At 36.8% G+C, this 15,293-nt stretch carries 19 protein-coding genes; 11 read left to right on the top strand and 8 right to left on the bottom strand.

Translation table 11 applies throughout. From position 1 onward, the window contains the following. Positions 1-318 precede the first annotated feature (318 nt). From DS885_RS01455 to DS885_RS01470, 4 genes are all read right to left on the bottom strand, one after another. The gene (locus DS885_RS01455) at positions 319-657 is read right to left on the bottom strand and encodes a PBPRA1643 family SWIM/SEC-C metal-binding motif protein (protein WP_113817630.1); all 339 of its coding nucleotides are present in this window, start codon (positions 655-657) and stop codon (positions 319-321) included. A 126-nt stretch (positions 658-783) separates the two neighbouring features. After that, a complete protein-coding gene (locus tag DS885_RS01460) occupies positions 784-1,251 on the bottom strand; it encodes a threonine/serine exporter family protein (protein WP_113817631.1) in 468 nt (155 codons plus the stop codon). After that, complete coding sequence (locus tag DS885_RS01465) at positions 1,251-2,027, bottom strand: threonine/serine ThrE exporter family protein (RefSeq protein ID WP_113817632.1); 777 nt, start codon at positions 2,025-2,027, stop codon at positions 1,251-1,253. Before DS885_RS01465 ends, DS885_RS01460 begins: the two co-directional genes overlap by 1 nt. 12 nt (positions 2,028-2,039) lie before the next feature. Further along, positions 2,040-2,996: a methylenetetrahydrofolate reductase gene (locus DS885_RS01470; protein ID WP_113817633.1), complete on the bottom strand. Its 957-nt coding sequence runs from the start codon at positions 2,994-2,996 to the stop codon at positions 2,040-2,042. A gap of 232 nt (positions 2,997-3,228) precedes the next feature. Between DS885_RS01470 and rsmE the strand changes: the two genes are divergently transcribed. From rsmE to DS885_RS01495, 5 genes are all read left to right on the top strand, one after another. Continuing rightward, on the top strand, positions 3,229-3,957 hold the full coding sequence (gene rsmE / locus DS885_RS01475; protein WP_113817634.1) for a 16S rRNA (uracil(1498)-N(3))-methyltransferase: 729 nt from the start codon (positions 3,229-3,231) through the stop codon (positions 3,955-3,957). Positions 3,958-3,978: 21 nt separating this feature from the next. Then, entirely contained in the window at positions 3,979-4,932 is a 954-nt protein-coding gene (gene gshB, locus DS885_RS01480) for a glutathione synthase (RefSeq protein ID WP_113817635.1), read from the top strand. A 93-nt stretch (positions 4,933-5,025) separates the two neighbouring features. Continuing rightward, positions 5,026-5,703, top strand: coding sequence for a YqgE/AlgH family protein (locus DS885_RS01485; protein WP_113817636.1), 678 nt, complete (start codon positions 5,026-5,028; stop codon positions 5,701-5,703). Next, positions 5,703-6,140, top strand: a complete 438-nt coding sequence (ruvX, locus tag DS885_RS01490; protein WP_113817637.1) for a Holliday junction resolvase RuvX — start codon at positions 5,703-5,705, stop codon at positions 6,138-6,140. Before DS885_RS01485 ends, ruvX begins: the two co-directional genes overlap by 1 nt. A gap of 392 nt (positions 6,141-6,532) precedes the next feature. Continuing rightward, positions 6,533-7,162 carry a LysE family translocator gene (locus DS885_RS01495; RefSeq protein ID WP_113817638.1) on the top strand — a complete coding sequence of 210 codons (630 nt, stop codon included), beginning with the start codon at positions 6,533-6,535 and terminating at the stop codon, positions 7,160-7,162. Between the two features lie 48 nt (positions 7,163-7,210). On the opposite strand, the gene DS885_RS01500 is transcribed toward DS885_RS01495, so the two are convergent. Continuing rightward, complete coding sequence (locus DS885_RS01500; RefSeq protein WP_113817639.1) at positions 7,211-7,837, bottom strand: LysE family translocator; 627 nt, start codon at positions 7,835-7,837, stop codon at positions 7,211-7,213. Between the two features lie 230 nt (positions 7,838-8,067). On the opposite strand from DS885_RS01500, the gene DS885_RS01505 reads away from it, so the two are divergent. Beyond that, the gene (locus DS885_RS01505) at positions 8,068-8,718 is read left to right on the top strand and encodes a peroxiredoxin-like family protein (RefSeq protein WP_113817640.1); all 651 of its coding nucleotides are present in this window, start codon (positions 8,068-8,070) and stop codon (positions 8,716-8,718) included. Between the two features lie 68 nt (positions 8,719-8,786). Here the strand turns inward: DS885_RS01505 and DS885_RS01510 are convergent, their stop codons facing one another. From DS885_RS01510 to ung, 3 genes are all read right to left on the bottom strand, one after another. Beyond that, on the bottom strand, positions 8,787-9,461 hold the full coding sequence (locus tag DS885_RS01510) for a 2OG-Fe(II) oxygenase (RefSeq protein WP_113817641.1): 675 nt from the start codon (positions 9,459-9,461) through the stop codon (positions 8,787-8,789). 247 nt (positions 9,462-9,708) lie between these two features. Further along, complete coding sequence (locus DS885_RS01515; protein WP_113817642.1) at positions 9,709-10,248, bottom strand: hemerythrin domain-containing protein; 540 nt, start codon at positions 10,246-10,248, stop codon at positions 9,709-9,711. Between the two features lie 105 nt (positions 10,249-10,353). Next, positions 10,354-11,004 (bottom strand): uracil-DNA glycosylase, encoded by a 651-nt coding sequence (ung, locus tag DS885_RS01520; protein WP_113817643.1) that lies wholly within the window; start codon positions 11,002-11,004, stop codon positions 10,354-10,356. Between the two features lie 293 nt (positions 11,005-11,297). Between ung and grcA the strand changes: the two genes are divergently transcribed. From grcA to DS885_RS01545, 5 genes are all read left to right on the top strand, one after another. Continuing rightward, positions 11,298-11,678 carry an autonomous glycyl radical cofactor GrcA gene (gene grcA / locus DS885_RS01525; RefSeq protein WP_113817644.1) on the top strand — a complete coding sequence of 127 codons (381 nt, stop codon included), beginning with the start codon at positions 11,298-11,300 and terminating at the stop codon, positions 11,676-11,678. A gap of 677 nt (positions 11,679-12,355) precedes the next feature. Next, positions 12,356-13,294, top strand: coding sequence for a hypothetical protein (locus DS885_RS01530; RefSeq protein WP_113817645.1), 939 nt, complete (start codon positions 12,356-12,358; stop codon positions 13,292-13,294). Positions 13,295-13,296: 2 nt separating this feature from the next. After that, the gene (locus DS885_RS01535; protein ID WP_113817646.1) at positions 13,297-13,845 is read left to right on the top strand and encodes a GTP-binding protein; all 549 of its coding nucleotides are present in this window, start codon (positions 13,297-13,299) and stop codon (positions 13,843-13,845) included. 5 nt (positions 13,846-13,850) lie between these two features. Further along, entirely contained in the window at positions 13,851-14,270 is a 420-nt protein-coding gene (locus DS885_RS01540; protein ID WP_181817673.1) for a roadblock/LC7 domain-containing protein, read from the top strand. A gap of 15 nt (positions 14,271-14,285) precedes the next feature. Continuing rightward, a complete protein-coding gene (locus DS885_RS01545) occupies positions 14,286-14,645 on the top strand; it encodes a roadblock/LC7 domain-containing protein (RefSeq protein ID WP_113817648.1) in 360 nt (119 codons plus the stop codon). Positions 14,646-15,293: the final 648 nt, after the last annotated feature.

Raw genomic sequence — 15,293 nt, forward strand, 5'->3', positions numbered from 1 at the left:
CAAAGACACTGCAGGCTAAAGCCAGCGCCCCAAGGTCAAAGGATGTGTCGTAAACAGAATAGGTCAGTACGGTAATACCAATTGTATTAAATAACTGATCTAAATTTTGCGCCGGAAAAATGGCTTAGTTTGAGGCGTAAGTTGATGTAAATGGTTGTTCCCTATACGAAACTTACAACGAAAAAATAAGTTGTTTTAACAAGTAAAATAGATCAGTTACTTACTATGATTGGTATAATATTTATCTAGAGTGATATAAGTAAAAAACGAGCTCAAAGGCTCGTTTTTTTATATTCAGTGTGTTGTTAATACTGAGCGTTATGCGCCACAACACTTTTTATATTTTTTACCACTACCGCAAATACACGGTTCATTACGTGCAGGTTTCTTCTCAAAACGAGTTGTCACTGGTTTGTTGATTAACACGTCTAACTCAGTGGTGTTTTCTGCTTGTTCGGCATCCACTGTCACTGCCACAACTAGCTCATGTTGCGCAGCTAAAGCTTGAATCTCTTCACTGCGTGCTTCACTGTTTACCACAACCTGCAACGGTAACTCTTCAGTTCCCGCTTTTACAGCACGTTTTGTATTAAAACCATAACTTGAATGTTTTGGTTTCTTCTCTTTTTTACCTTTAAAGAAAAACTTATCTGACATATTTAACCTTTGTTATTTTATTCTTTATTCTTACTTAATCTGTTGCGGAGGCTTAGCACTCGCATTTTGTCGACAGTGTACAGTATTATTAAGACCAATCTAGCCTAATCTATAAGCAAGGTCAGATTAAACAATAGGTCGGCCACGGTAGATAAGAATCGACGGTAAAGCCAAACCAAAACTCAAAGCGGTTAAGATAAATAAAGTGCGCAAGCCATTTTCCATCACCAATTGCATTAACGCTAAGCTATAACCGGTCGTATTGATTTCCACTAAAGCAATCATAGCAGTAAAGGCATAACTTCCAGGGATCATCGGGATAACCGAAGCAACGGTAAATACAGGTCTTGGTATCAGATGTTTACGTGACCAATACAGGCCTAAAAAGCCCATATTAGCGGAAACAATAAAGGTTGCCCATTCAATGGGGACGCCGTAATGCATTAATAAAAAGCGTGAACTATGCGTTAATGCTCCACCAATGGCGCAGTAAATTAACATTCTACTCGGTACATTAAACACCATTGCAAACCCTACGGCGGGTATCCAAGCAAACCAAGCATCTTGTAATAACAGATAAAGTAACTCAATCATTAGCTTGTCCACCCTGATACACCTACTAGGGTCATAGAAGCAACAATGCCTATGGATACACTTATCGCTAATAACGTCGCAAATACCCAGCGAGCGATGCCCATATTAATATGCCCTTTGAGCATATCCGATACTGAGTTAATCAAAGGAAAACCCGGCACTAACAGCAATACACTGGCCGCCATCGCAATTTGTGGATTTTCACCCGCTTCAAAAATCACTCCAAAACTGGTGATAGTGGTAGCAACAAACGCCGCAGCTGCAAAGTTTACAAAGGGATTATGATGTCGATGAGCCAACTCTTGACGTAGGATCATAGCAACCGCTGCCGCCACAAAAGTCACCCAATAAGCGGCTCGGTCACCACCAAAAAAGTGACTAAAACTGGCACATGAAAAGCCAATCATCAACACCACCAGCCAGCGATTATGCTTAAACGGCGTTAAACGCTTTAAACGTTTTTTTACATCACGAGCATCCAATAGCTGCTTTTCAGCCATCACACAAATACGCTGAACTTCACACACCATTTGCATATTAATACCACGGTCAAAGCAGCGTCTTGTGGTGGTCACACAATGGCCATCGGATAAACTGGTAATGACAATGGCATCGGGGCTAACAGATAACTCTATATTATCAGCTCCTAACGCTAAACCGATACGTTGTGTCGTTTGTTCAATCAGACGACTTTCTGCGCCGTGCTGATGTAAAATTTGTCCTGCGAACACGGCTACCCGTGTCAATTCCGTTTGTTCTTCCTTCGACAAGCTCATGGTGTACTCGACCTATAGTTGAGATTCAGCCAGTTTTAAATCCAACGTGGCTTTAAGAAGTTTAAATAATAATATAGCAGCATCTATCTCTTCTTTGCGATTGGTTAAGCTTTCGATGTTTAATCCAAGCGGAATATTAAAAGGTAATACGGCCTGTAAAATTTGCTCAAAGTTATTACGGCTGATCTGTAATGATTCTTTTAATGGGTTATCAGACTCTAAAATACGCAGTGACGTGGCTTCTGGTACTGAGATACCTAACCATTCGATAAACTCTAAGGTTTTAGCACTACCACAAGGAGAGAAGGTTAAAATGACTCGTTTTGGTTGGATACCTTGTTGCTTACATTCACTAGCATAACGGGTTAGTAGATCAATGGTTGCTTGTGCGTTGTACACCGCTTGAGTAATAAAGTACTCACAGCCTTGGTCTTGTTTGTTACGTAAACGAAGGTGTTCATTGCCTTTCGCTACATGACGCTCCGCAATAGTTACCCCACCTAAGTAAAAATCTTGTGGATGGTCAGCTAGTGTTTTGTATGCATCATTCAGCGATAATTTGATATCACCATCCGATGAAGGAGAACCAACTAATACCAAGTCACGAACAGAGAATTGATGCCACGCGTCAGATAACCATGCTGTAAAGTCCGCCGCATCACGTTGCGATACACTCTTATAAGTAATAACCGGTTTATTGACTTTATCGTGTAATAATTTGGAATATAAACGTGAATCATGAGTATATTTGAAAGGGAATGGACGTGGTTTATCAGTACGAGACGTTTCATCTTGAATATCGTAAACGATTAAACCGTCATATTCGATCTCATCTAAACGCCCTAACAATTTATCAGCAATGCCAGAAACCAGCTCTAAATCAGTATCTTTTTTTGGTGGAGTGGTACCAATGAAATAAACGCCACGTTTGGGATCAGTGGTAATACTTTTTAACTTAGAGTTAGACATATCAAGTTCCTAGACTTTACACAAAAAATAAAAGAGCAAAAGTATCCCATATCTTGACAACAATTGGTATTAAGGAAAGCATATAAAAAGCACCAGCTTAAGGTTCACTGCACTAAAAATCGGCGATTAAACTAAAAGCTTGTATTGAATAGGAATAATTGACCTTTCAGCGATGGCGACATAGAAAGATTTCGCGCTATACTAGCTATTATTTACAACAAAAAGACTCGATATGCGCAACCCTCGTTTTTATGAACCACAACCACTAGCAGAAAACAGCATCATCACTCTTTCCGATGACGCCGCTCAACATATACGTGTACTACGCCTTAACCAAGGTGACCAAGTCACTTTGTTTAACGGCCAAGGTGGGCAGTTTTCAGCACAATTGACAGAGGTTCAAAAACGCAGCTGTAAAGCGCAAGTAAACACATTTCAAGCCTCAGATAATGAAAGCCCACTATATTTACACTTAGGGCAAGTCATCTCACGCGGTGACCGAATGGAGTTTGTGGTGCAAAAAGCCGTAGAATTAGGGGTCAATGAAATTACCCCCTTAGTCAGTGAGCGCTGTGGTGTTAAATTAAATGCCGAACGCATGGCAAAAAAACAGCAACAATGGCAAAAAATTGCGATTGCCGCTTGTGAGCAATCGGGTAGAAATATCGTGCCTACAATCCATCCGGTTATCTCTTTGACAGAGTGGAGTGAAGAGCCCGTTGATTGTTGTAAATTAACCTTACACCCACGTGCTAAATATTCAATGAATACGCTACCTGATGATATCCAACATGTACGTTTATTAATTGGACCAGAGGGTGGATTTAGTGATGAAGAGATCACACTGACAGAAACCTTAGCATTTACAGAAACATTATTAGGGCCACGTGTTTTACGCACTGAAACTGCGGCATTAACTGCGATTACCGCACTCCAATGTCGCTTTGGCGATTTAGCTTAATTACTATCAATAGGAAATTTTATGACCATTAAAATTGGTATCGTGATGGATCCCATCGCTGACGTTAATATTAAAAAAGACTCAAGTTTTGCCATGTTATTAGAAGCTCAATCACGTGGTTGGGAATTGTACTACATAGAAATGAAAGACTTACACCTTGAAAACGGTCGTTGTTTTGCAAGTACTAAAAAATTAACAGTACAACGCGAAGAAGGTAACTTTTATCAACTTGAAGAGTCGGTAACACACCCACTCTCTGATTTAGACGCGGTGTTAATGCGTAAAGATCCTCCTTTTGATACCGAATATATCTATGCCACTTACCTATTAGAGCGTGCCGAAGACGAAGGCTGTTTAATCGTCAATAAACCACAAAGCCTGCGTGATGCAAATGAAAAGCTATTTACTGCTTGGTTCAGTGAGTTCACGCCAATTACGTTAGTGACGCGCAGTGCAGAAAAAATTCGCGAGTTTCATGCTAAACACAAAGACGTTATCCTAAAACCACTAGATGGTATGGGCGGTGCTTCTATTTTCCGTATTAAAGAAAATGATAGTAACGTAGGTGTGATCATCGAAACACTGACTGAACATCAACAACGTTACTGTATGGCTCAAGCATTTATCCCTGAAATCAAAGACGGCGATAAACGTATCCTAATTGTTGACGGTGAGCCAATGCCATATTCATTAGCGCGTATTCCTGCAAAAGGTGAAACGCGCGGTAACTTAGCGGCCGGTGGTAGAGGCGTTGCTCAGCCATTATCTGAATCAGATTGGCATATTGCCAATACCATTGGTCCCAAGTTAAAAGAGAAAGGATTAATCTTTGTTGGCTTAGATGTCATTGGCGATAAAGTCACTGAAATCAATGTAACCAGTCCTACTTGCATCCAAGAAATTGATAAAGCTTACGGGACTAATATCAGTGGGAAATTAATGGATGCCATTGAGAAACGTGTAAAAGGCGCTTAAATTAGCGCTAAAAAATCCTATCAATTTGAATGCATTGTTATACTCTAAAAGTACAGCGTATTATCAATGTATTCAACATTCATGGAGAAGCCTATGACGATTGATAAAACAAAACTTCCTTTTGCCGATCCAGAGATCGACTCAGTACTGGATGCATCCTCAACTGATGCAGATATAAAGCGCACCGATGAAAATGCACAAACAGAAGTGGTTGCCTCTTTAAAAAACCATTTTTTGATTGCCATGCCTTCTTTAACTGATCCCTACTTTAAGCAATCCGTAGTTTACTTATGTGAACATGATGAATTAGGTGCAATGGGTTTTATCATTAATTATCCAGTTAAGCTAACGGTACAAGAGTTATTAAAAAATGCAGAAAGCATTGATCATGTGCCAGAACCTCCACTCAAAAACCCAGTATTTTTAGGGGGGCCGTTGGACATGGATAGGGGTTTTGTATTACATAGCCCTATCAATGACAATAATGTGCAAAGTACTGTATTAAATGAACACCTAATGATGTCTAACTCAAATACTGTTTTATCATCGTTAGGCACCGCCGCTGAACCTGCCAAATACATGGTGACATTAGGGTACGCGAGTTGGGATTCAGGACAATTAGAAGAAGAGATGAATAAAAATCAGTGGCTGACCATCAATTTTGAAAACGATATTATTTTTAACACACCCGCGGAACAACGCTGGGCGAGCTCCTTACAACGATTAGGCGTAGACCCATTACAATTAAGTAGCGATATAGGCCACGCATAATGAGCACAGAGAATAAAGCCCCAAATGCCCTACTGGGGTTTGATTTCGGTACCAAAAGTATCGGCGTCGCAACAGGACAAATGATCACCGCCACGGCACAACCACTTGCCGCGATCAAAGCCAATGATGGTATTCCTAGCTGGGAAACCGTAGAAAAGGTAATTAAAGAGTGGAATCCAGACCTAATTGTTGTTGGTTTACCCTTAAACATGGATGGCACAGAACAACCTATTACGCAAAGAGCTAAGAAATTTGGTAACCGCATAGCTGGACGATTTGGCGCAAAGGTAGCATTTCAAGATGAGCGTTTAACCACTGCCAGTGCGAAAGAATTTATATTTGAGCGAGGCGGATATAAAGCCTTAGAAAAAGGCAAAGTGGATAGCGTATCCGCCGCGTTAATTCTCGAAAGCTGGATGGAAAGTTACTGGCAATAACAACAGTATTTTATTTCCTGAATGCATCACAGATACTTAAGTACATTTCTCATTTTTATTTAAGTATCTGTTATTTATCTCTTCTTCCCCCTAGCTTATTTTTAAGCCTGATTTGGTATTATATTGACCTACCTGATATTCAGTTTTATATTAAACCGTTGCCTACCAGCAATTAATACCAATCATAGTAAGTAACTGATCTATTTTACTTGTTAAAACAACTTATTTTTTCGTTGTAAGTTTCGTATAGGGAACAACCATTTACATCAACTTACGCCTCAAACTAAGCCATTTTTCCGGCGCAAAATTTAGATCAGTTATTTAATACAATTGGTATAAAAGGACGCTGCATATTATTGCAATTTTTTGATCATTTAGAAAATGGACCGCCAATGCCTATCTTACATATTGAAGCTTTTCTGATCGCTATTACCATTTTAACGCTAACCCCAGGACTGGACACTGCATTAGTCATTCGTAATACCTCTCGAGGAGGTGAAAAGGATGGCTTTGTGACTAATGTTGGGATCTGTTTTGGTTTATTCTTCCACGCGACCTTATCTGCCGTTGGTATCTCATTAATACTTTCACAATCACCGCAACTATTCCAAGCCGTGAAAATGATTGGTGCCCTATATATCTTGTATTTAGGTATTCAAGGGTTAAGACACAGCTTCTTTGCTTCTGCAAAAGATCCAGAAAAGCTTGGTAGTCAAGGGCGTTTTAAAGCCACTAGAAGCTTCCGTGAAGGGTTATTGTCGAACGCATTAAATCCCAAAACAGCTATATTTTACCTAGCATTTTTACCGCAATTTATTAACCCAGAATATTCAGCTTTCATGCAATCTTTATTAATGGCAACCATTCATTTTGTGATTGCACTATGTTGGCAAGCTTTTATTAGCCGTATGATTGTAGTGGCGAAGAAACGCTTCGATGGGGGGAAAACACAACTTATCATGGAACGTTTAACAGGCGTGGTTATGATTGGTTTAGCAGTGAAGCTGTTAATGGAGAAGTAACCCATAATGGAGGCATCACATAAATGTGCCTCCATTACTTATATCAGCTTACCTTAGGGCTAGATATAAACCAGCCAAAATCATAATACCACCAGCTACTTGATTTAACCTTTGCTGTGCGCTTGGTGTTTTTAACAGCACTACCATACGACTAGCTCCCACCGAAATCATCATTAAACCGGTAAACAACGCAAAAGCAGAAAGTACTGACACTAATACAATATCCGATGAAGTCAGTGCATTTAAATCGATAAAAGTTGGCAAAAATGAAATATAAAACAAGATCACTTTAGGATTGGAAATAGAGATCAAAAAGCCTTGAACAAAACTAGCCACTTCGCCTACTTGCTTAGCACTCCCAGCTTCGCTTTTGAGACCTTCCTGTGATGCGGGAAGAACGCGAAACATTTTATAACCAAGGTAAATAAGGTAGCTGGCACCAATATAACGAATCGCTATAAATACTTCAGACCAATTATTAGCAATAGTCGCCAGTCCTAAACAGGCTAAAATAAGATAAAGCACATCACTGCCTATCATACCTAAAATTAATGTCACTGTGCTTTTAGGTCCATTCACCATTGATCTTGCTAATACCGCAAAAATACCCGGCCCCGGTGTAATTCCAAAAATAAAAATAGCAATAAAAAATGTAACCGCTGACTCCAATGACATATTTAATCCTTAAGTCGTCATACTAGTTATATTAAAAAATGACGCAATGTTGTGTTCAGATAACCATCTATTTTTACAAGTAAAATAAATTGATTGATGAGATTGAAACAATAGTAACATTGTTTTTTATAATACTTCCTGATAGGTTATTGAACACTTGTTCTTTTATTTTCCAATGCGTTAAATAAAAGAACTCCGCCTAGACTTTGATCAGCTGATTAGGAAAAAAGATGACAACATTAAGAGAACAAACTGAAGCAAAAATTGCAGCAGGCCGTAAAGGCAATCCTGAATTTATGAAAGGGATTGATGACGTGATCCAAGAAGCTAAATCATTCAAAGAAGGTAGCAATGCACTGAAACTAGGTGACAAAGCACCGAGTTTCACCTTACCAAATCAACAGGGTAAATTAACATCATTAGATGACTTATTAGCAAAAGGTCCTGTCATTGTCACTTTCTACCGTGGTAGCTGGTGCCCTTACTGTAACCTACAATTAAGAGCCTTACAGTCACGTTTAGAAGAGATTCATGGCCTGGGAGCACAATTAATTGCAATTAGTCCTGAAGTTCCTGACGACTCTCTGACTAAAAATGAAATTAGTGAAATGAGCTTTGAAGTGTTATCGGATCAAAATGCAGATGTCGCAGCGCAGTTTGGAGTGGCTTGGAAAGTGCCTGATTTTGTATTAGATCACATGAAAGTTGACCGTAATCTAGACATTGAGAAAATTAATAATGGTAATGCCAATATTATGCCTATCCCTGCTACCTATATATTAGATAAAGCAGGTACTGCAGTATGGCGTTTTGTCGATGTGGATTACCGTGTTCGCTCTGAGCCAGAAGATATTATTGATGAGTTAAAAAAATTAGCTTAAAACGCTCGTTACTATTGAATTAGAAGTCAGCGATTTAGGCTGACTTCTTTTTAAACAACTACAAACCATTAGCGCGGAGGATCAACCCGGTCAGTCACCGAGGTATTTACCCTAAACCAACCTGCAATTGAATAACGATCGCGGTTTGCCGCTAACACTTCATGTGGAAACTCTTCACTTAAAAAAGCCACAATCGTCCCCATTAATGGTACAACTTTTGTGCCGACTTGATCCTGCTGATCCTGATATAACACTAACTCACCACCATCACTTGCTAACCAGTTACTATTAAAGTAAACAATCAATGATAAAACACGATTTGACTCACCTTTAAAAGCATCATAATGACGCTTGTAATAGTCGCCAGGGCTGTAATGAGCAAAGTGGCTTTCAAATGAAAATAAGCCTAAAAACAAACGACGATTTAAATAACTTTGTAAACCTGCGACCCAATTTAACCAATCGGCTCCAGCCTCGGTTTCACCTGTGATCCAACTGATAGCATCGGTTCTCACAAACTCATTTTTTAAATACTCTTTACCACGGCCTATACCAGCATTTTTAAATTTATCTGCTTCCATCAATTGTTGGTGAGTAAACAAGGTTTCGGTTAATGCTTCAGGCAATGCAGTTGGTAAAATACTATAGCCATTGCTTTCAATTCCCTGAGCAATTAATGCAAATAAAGAATCATCATTAAAGTTATTTTCAGAAAACTGGCTGACATTTTTTAGCGCTAGCAAAGCGGTGCCCTTATTAAATAAATGAATAAAATAAATACTAGCTAAAGCGTATTGTTGATTAAAAGCTATTTAGCTAACAACACTGCGTCTTTGATTGGAGAGAATAAAAGGATCTCTTTTTATCGCAATAAGGAGTGGACGCGCATAGTGCCACTTTTTTTAAAAAAGGGAAGCTTTTTAAAGGCCGATTAATCAATTTAATCAGCCTCTATCAAAGAACAACATGGTTGAGATGATATAAGTAGTATTAAACTTGATTAATGTATTCAGCAAGGGTTTTAAAACGGTCACTAATGCTATCGCCAAACAATGGATCTTGATACTCTTTTTGCTTCCATTGTAAGCTTAAATGAGCCCAATCATCAGGAGTAAGGCTAGCCTGAATAGCAGGTAATATAGACAACTCCTCATAACTTAAATGTTGTTTTTGCTTACTAACAAAGGTTTCGAGTTTTTCAATAAAGATATGTTTAGGAATAATCGCATCCAGTAAAATCATACTTAACATATCATCTAGCTCTTTGGTCAATTCACTTAATTGCTGGTGCTCTTCTTCCAAACGATTCGCTACTTGATCTGACACTACCCTGTATTTTAAGTAATAAGCATAGATCAGGTCTTCCATAGGGTGATGGTATTTATCTGCATAACTTTTAAGATAATCGGTAATCGATTTTAATAACCGAAAATCAATATTGCCGTCAATTCTTAACAACGCAATTTTATTCTCAATCACCTTTAATAACTGCATAATATTAATATGATCTTTATGGATTCGATTTATCATGTTATTTCACCTATCAATAAATGTATTAATAGATGATAAACAACTCTATTCGAATAACTCCTGCGCCATATCAATAAATAACCGATTAAAAAACAAACAACATATTTACCACTTAATTGGCGCTTTTCCTTGCTCTGCGAGTAGTTGATTGGTTTTTGAAAAGTGCTTACAGCCAAAAAAACCACGATAGGCAGATAAAGGAGATGGGTGTACTGCACGCAAAATATGGTGTTTCTGTTGATTGATTAAGCTAGATTTCTTGATCGCATAACTTCCCCATAATAAAAAAACCACTCCTTCAGTTTGCTCATTAATATGTTCGATCACATTATCAGTAAACTGCTCCCAACCTTGTTTAGCATGGCTACCTGCGTTGGATGCTTCTACCGTTAATACCGCATTCAATAACAATACACCTTGTCTCGCCCAATGGCTCAAATTACCATTACTTGGTAATGTATCCCAAGCCAAATCATCTGCTAGCTCTTTGTAAATATTGCGCAATGAAGGTGGAATAGCAACACCAGGCTGAACCGAAAAACTCAAACCATGTGCTTGTCCAGATCCGTGATAGGGATCTTGTCCTAAAATAACCACTTTAAGCTTGTCTAATTCGGTTAATGCAAAGGCATTAAAACGATCTTTTTCCACTGGGTAGATAGTTTTTCCTGCATTGACTTCACTATCGATAAACTGTTGCAGTTTTTGAAAATAAGGGAGTTGTTGCTGTGCGATTATAAATTCTGACCAAGACATAATTACCTACTATTAACCCATGACTAATTATTAATATAACATATAAGCTATTGTTAAATATTATGTTTATTTTTTTACATTTAAACAACATGAATTATTTATAAAAAACAACCAGTTACTAAACTTCTTTGATATGGCTCAATTAGCACCCAAATAAACCATAAATAAAGTAGGTGAATAGTGTTGTACATCCAATAAATCCAGCCCTATAATCATTAATAGATTAATTAATCGGCAGTTTAAATGGCAAATATTAACTGCCATGTTCATTAAACAAAATTAAGGGAAATATTATGGCTTTAGGTATTCAAATTACACAATCAGATAACGCAGCATTATTAAACTCATTCTGGTTATTAGATCAAGAAAATGCACAGGCTCGTTGCTTATGTGTAAAAGATAATGCTTACGCTGAAGATCAAATCATCTCTTTAGCTGAACTAGGTGATATACAATACAAAGAAGTAGCGATTGAAGCCCCAGTTGCGCAGGAAGGTGGTCAACACTTAAACGTGAATGTATTGCGCCGTGAAACATTAGAAGATGCGATTAAACACCCTGAAAAATACCCGCAATTAACCATTCGTGTATCAGGTTACGCAGTACGCTTTAATTCATTAACACCTGAGCAACAACAAGATGTATTAACACGTACATTTACTGAAAGTTTATAAGCGGCTCGATTACATCTTAAAGAGTTACTGAACATAAATCCCTTAAAGCCTAATATAGTATCTGTATTAGGCTTTAAGGAATTATTTTTAGGAAAGACCAACCTCATTAAATACCCTACTTTACTTTTTATTCTTGCAAACATTCTCCCGCTTCTTATCCTTTTAAATAATGACTTATTAACACAATTCAAAATAAAAGATGTCGACTAAATGCCGCTGAGAGAAGATGGCTTAGTTCATGGATTAGCTCAATGCGTAAATCGTATTTTTCTATGAATGAGTAAAATAGATGGTAATAATATGATTGCTTTACACATTTTACGTAATAATCAACTATTATTGAAAATCAGAATAGTGATAGATGAATAAATTCATGGTGATACGTTTTACTTGCCACCTTTTTTTATTATTATGCTCGAGATAATCAACAAGATCGTCAAAAGAAGCAATAAGCTTTGAGCGACTATGTCTCACTATTTAATAAAATATGTAAATCGTTTTTTAATTTTAGAAAAAACCGACCTAAAATCGGCAGATATCGCATTAAACAAGTGATCAAATAATCACTAAAATAAACATAACTAATTATATTTATTCTTTATATTTGCTCATATATAAATCATAATGAAATTGAATAATATCACTTAATTTAAGCTGTAGCTGAGGTTGGATGTAAAATGGACTTAACACACGAAGAAATAACAAATGGAAATCACAGTGATTTGTATCTTTCAATTCTTCTTAAGAATACGCCTGAAGAAAAAACAGCTGTTTTACGAGAATATCGTAAAAGAATAAGTGACAGTAAAAAAGCAGATCAAGCTTTGTCACTGCAAAATGAGGATGTTTTAACAGCTGTAAAAAACTTAGTTGACTCCTCAAATGAGATGCAAATTTCGCTATCACTGGAAATTGAAAACATATTATTATCTGAGCTTGAGGCTTGCCAACAGGTAATTGATAAACAAAGATTATCCATTAGCAATCTAGAAAAACAATTAATTCAAAAACGAGAAAATGAAAAGTCTGTTGTTCAGTCTGTTAGAAAATTTAAAGAAGATAACCAGAAAGAGCTAACCAAGATAGCTGCAGCTCATCAGGAAGAGATAACAAGATTATCAGCCTCCCACCAAGAGGAGATAACGCGATTATCAGACTCTTATCAAGAAGAGATAAGAAAGCTCTCTGATACGCCCCAAAAGGAAAGTATTCCATCATTTGTTCTAGATCCTTCGCCTTTAGAAGATGAGCAATCTATTGAAAGTATTATTTTTGAAGAAGAGCCAAAAAAAGAAGAGCCAGCAGCAAAACCAGAACAAGATCTATATTATAAATTATCTGCTTGGCCTGATTTTAATAATCTAACTAAAGGTGACAAAATTATCCCGCTAGCAACAAGATTAATGGCTCAACAGATGTCTTTTAAGCAAATGGAACACTTTTTGGGAGGGCCAACTCAAAAGCCAAGATTACTACTATTCATTGATGAGTTATCTGCAACTGGTTTATTAACGACTACACATACTAAAGAACAATCGGCAGTTATAAATGAGAAACCAGAGACAAATAATCGATTACAACTTTTCAAACGCATTCGTTCATCTTTAGGGATATAGTAATGACACAATTAACAGAGAAAATTATTTTTGCTGGATCAATGGGGTCAGGAAAAACCACTGCAATTAAATCAATTAGTGAAATAGAACCCGTTTCAACGGAAGTGACCAATAACGATACAGAACAGAACGATAAAGAATTAACTACCATGGCAATGGACTTTGGTACGTTAACATTAAGTGATAAATCTAAACTGTTACTTTATGGTACACCAGGGCAGCAACGATTAAGCTTTATGTGGTCAGTTATTTCTGATGGTTCGTTAGGTGTTATCATTTTAATTGATAACTCGGTATCAGATCCCCTCGCAAGTTTAGATATCTATTTAGAAGGTTTTGCTAACTTGATTAATCAGTCTAAAGCAATAATAGGCATTACTAAAAGCGACCTGAATGACGAAGTAGATGTTCTCTCTTATCATCAGCACCTTAAATCAAAAGGTCTCTCTATACCTGTATTTACTGTTGATGTACGAGAAAAAGAAGACGTACTAGTTTTATTAGACGGTTTAATTAGTCTTTGTGAATCTCAATATACTCTAGGAGAATGACTACAATGCTTTTAGTTGAAAAATTTTTTGGTGTTAATAAAGTACAAAAGATTAACTCCGTTTTACAAGACTTTATTAACAATACACCACAGATCAGTTCTGCTGTGATTTCTACACCAGATGGTTTTTGTATTGCCTCTTCTAAATTTAATGATAATTCGCAGGAAAAACTAGCAGCGATGAGTGGCTCAATCCATTCACTAGCCAAGTCTATTTCACATGAAATTTCCGGCCATGGCTGCGATATGTTAATACTTGAAAGTAATTTAAAGAAAATAATTTGGTGTACAATACAGGCCGAAACAACTACAGTTGTTATGACGTTTATTTCAGAAGATAAAAAGCTCCTTGGAGAGTTACTTTTATCGGCAAAACAATGTTGTAAACTTATTCAAAAAATTCTAAATGATAGTCAATTAAACTAAGGAAAGGTTATAAAAATGGCAAATATTGAAAAAGCTTTAACACAATTATTAGAAATCAATGGTGCTGTTGCAGCGTGTATCGTGGACAGTAGTTCAGGTATGGTTCTTGGTAAGTTAGGTGATAGCATAGACCTAGATATGGCTGCTGCGGTTAATACTGAAGTAGTATCTGCAAAGAAAAGAGCAATACAAGAATTAAAACTTGATGACGAAATTGATGATATATTAATTACACTAAACAAACAGTATCATATCATTTGCCCTCTAAAATCAAATACTGACTTATTTATTTATTTAGTGCTAAGTAAATCAATTGCTAACTTAGCATTAGCACGCCTTAAAGTTAATAGCGTAGAAGCTGATTTAACAATCTAAACACTGTCAGCCTAAACACTTTCAGTCTAAATATAACAAACGAATCAAAATCTGAATTTTGTTATTTGACAAAGGTTAAGAGTATATTTTCAGACAATATACTCTTTTTTTTACAAAAATTTTGATGCATAGACATAATACCAATCATAATAATTAACTGATCTATTTTACTTGTTAAAATAACTTATTTCTTTGTAGTAAATTTCGTGAAGGGAATAGCCATTAAAGAATGAATATTTTTCGTTCATTCTCCGACAGATGATTAACGAAGTTAATCATAGATAGGCTCAATTTACGCCTTAAACTAAGCCATTTTTCATACGTAAAATTTAGATCACTTATTTGATATAATAGCTTCATAAAACACATCCCTACAACACTCTTAATAGTGTTTAGCCGCGTATTCACGCATTCGTTTTAACCTTCTAATCATAGCAATTATATTAAATGTGCGTACGATATTTCACATACGAAGACTGAGAGGGGTTAGAGTGAGGTTAAAACATAATACCAATCATAGTAAGTAACTGCTCTATTTTACTTGTTAAAACAACTTATTTTTCGTTGTAAGTTTCGTATAGGGAACAACCATTTACATCAACTTACGCCTCAAACTAAGCCATTTTTCCGGCGCAAAATTTAGATCAG

The organism is Psychromonas sp. B3M02 (genome assembly GCF_003318165.1).
GTDB lineage: Bacteria > Pseudomonadota > Gammaproteobacteria > Enterobacterales > Psychromonadaceae > Psychromonas.

What these genes read in the sequence shown, in the direction of transcription:
- DS885_RS01530 (WP_113817645.1), top strand. Translation starts at nt 12,356, where the DNA reads ATGGACTTAACACACGAAGAAATAACAAATGGAAATCACAGTGATTTG.
- ruvX (WP_113817637.1), top strand. Translation starts at nt 5,703, where the DNA reads ATGAGCACAGAGAATAAAGCCCCAAATGCCCTACTGGGGTTTGATTTC.
- ung (WP_113817643.1), bottom strand. Translation starts at nt 11,004, where the DNA reads ATGTCTTGGTCAGAATTTATAATCGCACAGCAACAACTCCCTTATTTT.
- DS885_RS01495 (WP_113817638.1), top strand. Translation starts at nt 6,533, where the DNA reads ATGCCTATCTTACATATTGAAGCTTTTCTGATCGCTATTACCATTTTA.
- grcA (WP_113817644.1), top strand. Translation starts at nt 11,298, where the DNA reads ATGGCTTTAGGTATTCAAATTACACAATCAGATAACGCAGCATTATTA.
- DS885_RS01500 (WP_113817639.1), bottom strand. Translation starts at nt 7,837, where the DNA reads ATGTCATTGGAGTCAGCGGTTACATTTTTTATTGCTATTTTTATTTTT.
- DS885_RS01535 (WP_113817646.1), top strand. Translation starts at nt 13,297, where the DNA reads ATGACACAATTAACAGAGAAAATTATTTTTGCTGGATCAATGGGGTCA.
- DS885_RS01540 (WP_181817673.1), top strand. Translation starts at nt 13,851, where the DNA reads ATGCTTTTAGTTGAAAAATTTTTTGGTGTTAATAAAGTACAAAAGATT.
- DS885_RS01455 (WP_113817630.1), bottom strand. Translation starts at nt 657, where the DNA reads ATGTCAGATAAGTTTTTCTTTAAAGGTAAAAAAGAGAAGAAACCAAAA.
- rsmE (WP_113817634.1), top strand. Translation starts at nt 3,229, where the DNA reads ATGCGCAACCCTCGTTTTTATGAACCACAACCACTAGCAGAAAACAGC.
- gshB (WP_113817635.1), top strand. Translation starts at nt 3,979, where the DNA reads ATGACCATTAAAATTGGTATCGTGATGGATCCCATCGCTGACGTTAAT.
- DS885_RS01460 (WP_113817631.1), bottom strand. Translation starts at nt 1,251, where the DNA reads ATGATTGAGTTACTTTATCTGTTATTACAAGATGCTTGGTTTGCTTGG.
- DS885_RS01505 (WP_113817640.1), top strand. Translation starts at nt 8,068, where the DNA reads ATGACAACATTAAGAGAACAAACTGAAGCAAAAATTGCAGCAGGCCGT.
- DS885_RS01485 (WP_113817636.1), top strand. Translation starts at nt 5,026, where the DNA reads ATGACGATTGATAAAACAAAACTTCCTTTTGCCGATCCAGAGATCGAC.
- DS885_RS01515 (WP_113817642.1), bottom strand. Translation starts at nt 10,248, where the DNA reads ATGATAAATCGAATCCATAAAGATCATATTAATATTATGCAGTTATTA.
- DS885_RS01470 (WP_113817633.1), bottom strand. Translation starts at nt 2,996, where the DNA reads ATGTCTAACTCTAAGTTAAAAAGTATTACCACTGATCCCAAACGTGGC.
- DS885_RS01465 (WP_113817632.1), bottom strand. Translation starts at nt 2,027, where the DNA reads ATGAGCTTGTCGAAGGAAGAACAAACGGAATTGACACGGGTAGCCGTG.
- DS885_RS01545 (WP_113817648.1), top strand. Translation starts at nt 14,286, where the DNA reads ATGGCAAATATTGAAAAAGCTTTAACACAATTATTAGAAATCAATGGT.